This window comes from Lutibacter sp., from assembly GCF_041596795.1.
Classification (GTDB): domain Bacteria; phylum Bacteroidota; class Bacteroidia; order Flavobacteriales; family Flavobacteriaceae; genus Lutibacter.
In genome coordinates this window covers 1-5765 of the sequence record NZ_JBFHHX010000175.1, presented here as the reverse complement: position 1 = coordinate 5765, position 5765 = coordinate 1, and the positions used below count along the sequence as shown (strand labels likewise).

Genomic DNA, 5765 nt, shown 5'->3' with positions numbered 1-5765 from the left:
TAAAGACATGAGAAAAAGAAAGGCGAAAAAAAGAGTTCTTTTACCAGATCCAAAGTTTAATGATCAATTGGTAACACGTTTTGTGAATAACTTAATGTGGGATGGTAAAAAATCTGTAGCTTTCAAAGTATTTTACGATGCATTAGACATTGTAGAGCAAAAAAAGCAGAATGATGAAAAAACATCATTAGAGATATGGAAAGATGCATTATCAAATGTAATGCCACACGTAGAGGTTCGTAGCCGTCGTGTTGGTGGAGCTACTTTCCAAATTCCAATGCAAATTAGACCAGACCGTAAGGTGTCTATTGCAATTAAATGGTTAATATCTTATTCAAGAAAACGTAATGAAAAATCAATGGCTCAGCGTTTAGCTGGTGAAGTATTAGCTGCTGCAAAAGAAGAAGGTGCTGCTGTTAAGAAAAGAATTGATGTTCATAAAATGGCAGATGCTAATAAAGCATTCTCTCACCTTAGATTTTAAAAATAAGAAATGGCAAGAGATTTAAAATATACAAGAAATATTGGAATTGCTGCTCATATTGATGCAGGTAAAACTACATGTACAGAACGTATTCTTTATTATACGGGAGTTTCTCATAAAATTGGAGAAGTACATGATGGTGCTGCAACAATGGACTGGATGGAGCAAGAGCAGGAAAGAGGTATTACAATTACTTCTGCAGCTACTACTTGTGAATGGCAGTTTCCAACAGAAAATGGACAACCAACAAGTGATGCAAAAGGGTACCACTTTAATATTATTGATACTCCTGGTCACGTTGATTTTACCGTTGAGGTAAATCGTTCATTAAGAGTATTAGACGGATTGGTTTTCTTATTTAGTGCAGTTGATGGTGTTGAGCCTCAATCTGAAACTAACTGGAGGTTAGCAGATAACTATAAAGTTCCAAGAATTGGTTTCGTTAATAAAATGGACCGTCAAGGAGCTAACTTTTTAGCAGTTTGTCAACAAGTTAGAGAAATGTTAGGTTCTAATGCAGTGCCTATTGTTATTAACATTGGTGATGAAGAAAACTTTAAAGGTATTGTTGATTTAATTAAGAATCGTGCAATTATTTTCCACGATCATACAATGGGATCAACTTTTGATGTTGTTGAAATACCAGAAGAATTAAAAGAAGAAGCGAAAGAATTAAGAGGTAAACTTATTGAAGAAGTTGCTGCTTATGACGAGAATCTTTTAGAAAAATATATGGAAGATGAAGATTCTATTACTGAAGATGAGGTGCACGCTGCGCTTCGTGCTGCTGTAATGGATATGTCAATTATTCCAATGATTTGTGGATCGGCTTTTAAAAATAAAGGTGTACAGTTCTTGTTAGATGCTGTTTGTCGTTATTTGCCAGCTCCAATTGATAAAGAAGGAGTAATTGGAACAAACCCAGATACTGAAAAAGAAGAAATCCGTAGACCAAGCACAACTGAACCATTTGCAGCTTTAGCATTTAAAATTGCAACGGATCCTTATGTTGGTCGTTTAGCTTTCTTTAGAGCATATTCTGGTCGTTTAGATGCAGGTTCTTATATTTTAAATAGCCGTTCTGGTAAAAAAGAACGTATTTCAAGAATTTATCAAATGCACGCTAACAAGCAAAATGCTATTGATTTTATTGAAGCTGGAGATATTGGAGCTGGTGTAGGATTTAAAGATATTAAAACAGGAGATACAATGTGTGATGAAAAACACCCAATTGTATTGGAATCAATGAATTTCCCTGATCCTGTAATTGGTATAGCTGTTGAGCCTAAAACTAAAGTAGATGTAGATAAATTAGGTATGGCTTTAAGTAAGTTAGCTGAAGAAGATCCAACATTTACTGTAAAAACTGATGAAGCGTCAGGACAAACAATTATTTCTGGAATGGGTGAGTTACACTTAGAAATTATTGTTGATCGTTTAAAACGTGAATTTAAAGTTGAAGTTAACGAAGGTCAACCTCAAGTTGAATATAAAGAAGCTATTACAGCCAAAGCAGAACACAGAGAAGTTTACAAAAAACAATCTGGTGGACGTGGAAAATTTGCTGATATTAAATTTATAATGGAACCTGCAGAAGCTGGTCAAGTTGGTTTAGTATTTGTTAACGAAATCAAAGGAGGTAACGTTCCAAAAGAATATATTCCTTCTATTGAAAAAGGTTTCAAAATGGCAATGAAAAACGGTCCTTTAGCTGGTTTTGAGATGGATAGTATGAAAGTAACTTTATTTGATGGTTCATTCCACGCGGTTGACTCGGATCAATTGTCGTTCGAATTAGCTGCTCAAATGGGTTATAAAGCTGCTGCAAAAGCTGCAAAAGCTGTTATCTTAGAACCTATTATGAAAATTGCTGTAGTAACTCCTGAAGAAAACATGGGTGATATTGTTGGTGATTTAAATAGAAGAAGAGGTCAAGTAAATGCAATGGAAGATAGATCTGGAGCAAAAGTTGTAAAAGCACACGTTCCTTTATCTGAAATGTTTGGTTATGTTACAACATTAAGAACATTATCTTCTGGTAGAGCATCATCTTCAATGGAATTTTCACATTATGAAGCTTGTCCATCAAATATTTCTGAAGAAGTAATAGCAAAAGCAAAAGGATAATCTCTAAATTATAAACGATGAGTCAAAAAATTAGAATAAAATTAAAATCGTACGATTACAATTTAGTAGATAAATCTGCTGAAAAAATCGTTAAGACCGTAAAAAATACAGGAGCTGTTGTAAATGGTCCAATTCCTTTACCAACTCATAAAAAGATTTTTACTGTATTGCGTTCTCCGCACGTAAATAAAAAATCAAGAGAGCAATTCCAATTAAGTTCTTATAAAAGATTATTAGACATTTATAGTTCATCATCAAAAACTATTGATGCTTTAATGAAATTAGAACTTCCTAGTGGAGTTGAAGTAGAAATTAAAGTTTAATTTCTCAACAGTCAAAATTTATAATTTGACTTACATGTCCGGAGCGATTGACGAAGGAAAAACGGAAAGAAAATATATTCAGGGTTGAATTATTTTCATCCCTGAATTTTTTTAAATAAATAGAAACAATAAATAATAATTAATTAATTATGTCTGGGTTAATAGGTAGAAAAATTGGTATGACCAGCTTATTCGATGAAAACGGGAAAAACATTCCTTGTACAGTAATTGAAGCAGGTCCATGCGTAGTTACCCAAGTCAGAACCGAAGAGGTTGACGGGTATAGTGCTCTGCAACTTGGTTTCGATGACAAAGCAGAAAAACGTACTAATAAAGCGTTACAAGGTCACTTTAAAAAGGCTGGAACATCTGCTAAGAAGAAAGTTGTTGAAATTCAAGATTTTAGAGAAGATTACAAATTAGGAGATCAACTTACAGTTGAGCTTTTTAAAGAAGGAGAATTTGTTGACGTTTCAGCAGATACAAAAGGTAAAGGTTTTCAAGGGGTAGTAAAACGTCACGGATTTGGTGGTGTTGGACAAGCTACTCACGGTCAACATAACCGTTTAAGAGCTCCAGGATCTGTTGGTGCGGCATCGTATCCAGCTAGAGTATTCAAAGGTATGAAAATGGCCGGAAGAATGGGAGGAAATAAAGTTACTGTTCAAAATTTAAGAGTTTTAAAAGTAGTTCCTGAAAAGAACATACTTGTGGTAAAAGGAAGTGTTCCTGGTCATAATAACGCTTATGTAATTATTCAAAAATAATGAAAGTATCAGTTTTAGACATACAAGGAAAAGATACAGGGAGAAAAGTTGAACTTTCTGATGCTGTATATGGAATAGAGCCGAATAATCATGCTGTTTATTTAGATGTTAAACAGTTTTTGGCTAATAAAAGACAAGGGACTAGCAAAGCTAAAGAACGCGCTGAGATTTCTGGTAGTACTAGAAAAATCAAAAAACAAAAAGGTACTGGTACTGCTCGTGCAGGTAGTATTAAATCTCCTGTTTTTAAAGGAGGAGGTCGTGTTTTTGGTCCTAGACCTCAAGATCATTCTTTTAAATTGAATAAAAATTTAAAAAGATTGGCACGTAGATCTGCTTTAAGTATTCAAGCTAAGGAGAATAATATTATAGTTGTAGAAGACTTTAATTTTGAAGCTCCAAAAACAAAAAGCTTTACAGCAGTACTAGCAGCATTGGGTATAGAAAACAAAAAATCTATATTAGTGTTGCCTGAGTCAAATAATAATGTATATTTGTCATCGCGCAATTTGAAAACAGTGAAAACTGTAACTAATACAGGATTAAGCACTTACGAATTGTTGAATGCGAATAAAATTATTCTTTCTGAAGGATCTTTAGAGGGAATTGAATCTAATTTAAGTAAATAGGTAGCAGATATGAGTATTTTAATTAAACCTATTATAACGGAAAAAGCAACAAATGATAGCGAATTATTTAATCGTTATACATTTATTGTAGCAAAAAAGGCTAATAAACTTGAAATTAAAAATGCTGTAGAGAAAGCTTACGGTGTTACAATTGAAAGTGTGAAAACTATGAATTATCCAGTTCAACGCAATACAAAATACACTAAAAATGGTATTGTACAAGCGATGAAAGGAGCTTATAAAAAGGCCGTAGTTCAATTAGCTGAAGGTAATAATATTGATTTTTATAGCAATATATAAGAAGGATAAAAAATGTCAGTTAGAAAATTAAAACCAATAACACCAGGTCAGCGTTTTAGAGTAGTAAATGGGTTCGACACCATTACTACTGATAAGCCGGAAAAAAGCTTAATAGCTCCGAATAAAAGATCTGGAGGTCGAAACAATAATGGTAAGATGACTATGCGCTACATTGGTGGTGGTCATAAAAAACAATACCGTATTATTGATTTTAAAAGAAATAAAAATGGTGTTCCTGCAACCGTAAAAACAATTGAGTATGATCCAAATCGTACTGCATTTATTGCATTGTTAAATTATGTGGATGGAGAAAAAAGATACATCATTGCTCAAAATGGTTTAAAAGTTGGGCAAACAGTAATTTCAGGTGAAGGAGCTACTCCAGATGTTGGAAATACAATGTTGCTTAGCCAAATTCCATTAGGAACAACAATATCTTGTATTGAGTTACATCCTGGTCAAGGAGCTGTTTTAGCTCGTAGTGCTGGATCGTTTGCTCAGTTAATGGCAAGAGATGGTAAATACGCTACTGTAAAATTACCTTCTGGTGAAACTAGAATGATTTTATTGACTTGTACTGCTACAATTGGAGTAGTTTCAAACTCAGATCATCAATTATTAGTTTCTGGAAAAGCAGGTAGATCTCGTTGGTTAGGAAGAAGACCACGTACAAGACCAGTTGTTATGAACCCTGTAGATCACCCAATGGGAGGTGGTGAAGGTAAATCATCTGGAGGTCATCCAAGATCAAGAAAAGGAATTCCTGCAAAAGGATTCAAAACTAGATCTAAGACTAAAGCGAGTAATAAATATATTATAGAACGTAAAAAGAAATAATTGATATATGGCACGTTCATTAAAAAAAGGACCTTACGTTGCACTTCATCTTGATAAAAAAGTTCAAGAGAAAGTAGAATCAGGAAATAAATCAGTTATCAAAACTTGGTCAAGATCTTCAATGATTACACCAGATTTTGTTGGACAAACAATTGCAGTTCATAACGGACGTCAGTTTGTTCCAGTATATGTTACTGAAAACATGGTAGGGCATAAGTTAGGAGAGTTTTCACCAACACGTTCTTATAGAGGACATGGTGCTGATAAAAAAAATAAAGGAAAAAAATAGTAGGTAATC

The 5765-nt window shown here is 33.7% G+C and carries 8 protein-coding genes; all 8 read left to right on the top strand.

From position 1 onward, the window contains the following. Positions 1-7: 7 nt before the first annotated feature. The 8 genes from rpsG to rpsS all read left to right on the top strand — a co-directional run bounded on the left by rpsG (position 8) and on the right by rpsS (position 5756). Positions 8-484, top strand: coding sequence for a 30S ribosomal protein S7 (gene rpsG, locus ABY298_RS14455; RefSeq protein ID WP_090226584.1), 477 nt, complete (start codon positions 8-10; stop codon positions 482-484). A gap of 9 nt (positions 485-493) precedes the next feature. After that, positions 494-2611 (top strand): elongation factor G, encoded by a 2118-nt coding sequence (gene fusA / locus ABY298_RS14450; RefSeq protein WP_372746763.1) that lies wholly within the window; start codon positions 494-496, stop codon positions 2609-2611. Between the two features lie 17 nt (positions 2612-2628). Further along, positions 2629-2934 carry a 30S ribosomal protein S10 gene (rpsJ, locus tag ABY298_RS14445; RefSeq protein WP_070237956.1) on the top strand — a complete coding sequence of 102 codons (306 nt, stop codon included), beginning with the start codon at positions 2629-2631 and terminating at the stop codon, positions 2932-2934. A gap of 149 nt (positions 2935-3083) precedes the next feature. Further along, positions 3084-3701, top strand: a complete 618-nt coding sequence (gene rplC, locus ABY298_RS14440) for a 50S ribosomal protein L3 (RefSeq protein WP_372746762.1) — start codon at positions 3084-3086, stop codon at positions 3699-3701. After that, the gene (gene rplD / locus ABY298_RS14435; RefSeq protein WP_372746761.1) at positions 3701-4330 is read left to right on the top strand and encodes a 50S ribosomal protein L4; all 630 of its coding nucleotides are present in this window, start codon (positions 3701-3703) and stop codon (positions 4328-4330) included. Before rplC ends, rplD begins: the two co-directional genes overlap by 1 nt. Before the next feature lie 9 nt (positions 4331-4339). Continuing rightward, on the top strand, positions 4340-4630 hold the full coding sequence (gene rplW / locus ABY298_RS14430; RefSeq protein WP_372746760.1) for a 50S ribosomal protein L23: 291 nt from the start codon (positions 4340-4342) through the stop codon (positions 4628-4630). Positions 4631-4642: 12 nt separating this feature from the next. After that, positions 4643-5467: a 50S ribosomal protein L2 gene (gene rplB, locus ABY298_RS14425; RefSeq protein WP_372746759.1), complete on the top strand. Its 825-nt coding sequence runs from the start codon at positions 4643-4645 to the stop codon at positions 5465-5467. Positions 5468-5474: 7 nt separating this feature from the next. Further along, a complete protein-coding gene (gene rpsS, locus ABY298_RS14420) occupies positions 5475-5756 on the top strand; it encodes a 30S ribosomal protein S19 (protein ID WP_372746758.1) in 282 nt (93 codons plus the stop codon). Positions 5757-5765: the final 9 nt, after the last annotated feature.

Excerpts from the sequence above, each read along its gene's own strand:
- rpsG (WP_090226584.1), top strand. The coding sequence starts at position 8 with ATGAGAAAAAGAAAGGCGAAAAAAAGAGTTCTTTTACCAGATCCAAAG.
- fusA (WP_372746763.1), top strand. The coding sequence starts at position 494 with ATGGCAAGAGATTTAAAATATACAAGAAATATTGGAATTGCTGCTCAT.
- rpsJ (WP_070237956.1), top strand. The coding sequence starts at position 2,629 with ATGAGTCAAAAAATTAGAATAAAATTAAAATCGTACGATTACAATTTA.
- rplC (WP_372746762.1), top strand. The coding sequence starts at position 3,084 with ATGTCTGGGTTAATAGGTAGAAAAATTGGTATGACCAGCTTATTCGAT.
- rplD (WP_372746761.1), top strand. The coding sequence starts at position 3,701 with ATGAAAGTATCAGTTTTAGACATACAAGGAAAAGATACAGGGAGAAAA.
- rplW (WP_372746760.1), top strand. The coding sequence starts at position 4,340 with ATGAGTATTTTAATTAAACCTATTATAACGGAAAAAGCAACAAATGAT.
- rplB (WP_372746759.1), top strand. The coding sequence starts at position 4,643 with ATGTCAGTTAGAAAATTAAAACCAATAACACCAGGTCAGCGTTTTAGA.
- rpsS (WP_372746758.1), top strand. The coding sequence starts at position 5,475 with ATGGCACGTTCATTAAAAAAAGGACCTTACGTTGCACTTCATCTTGAT.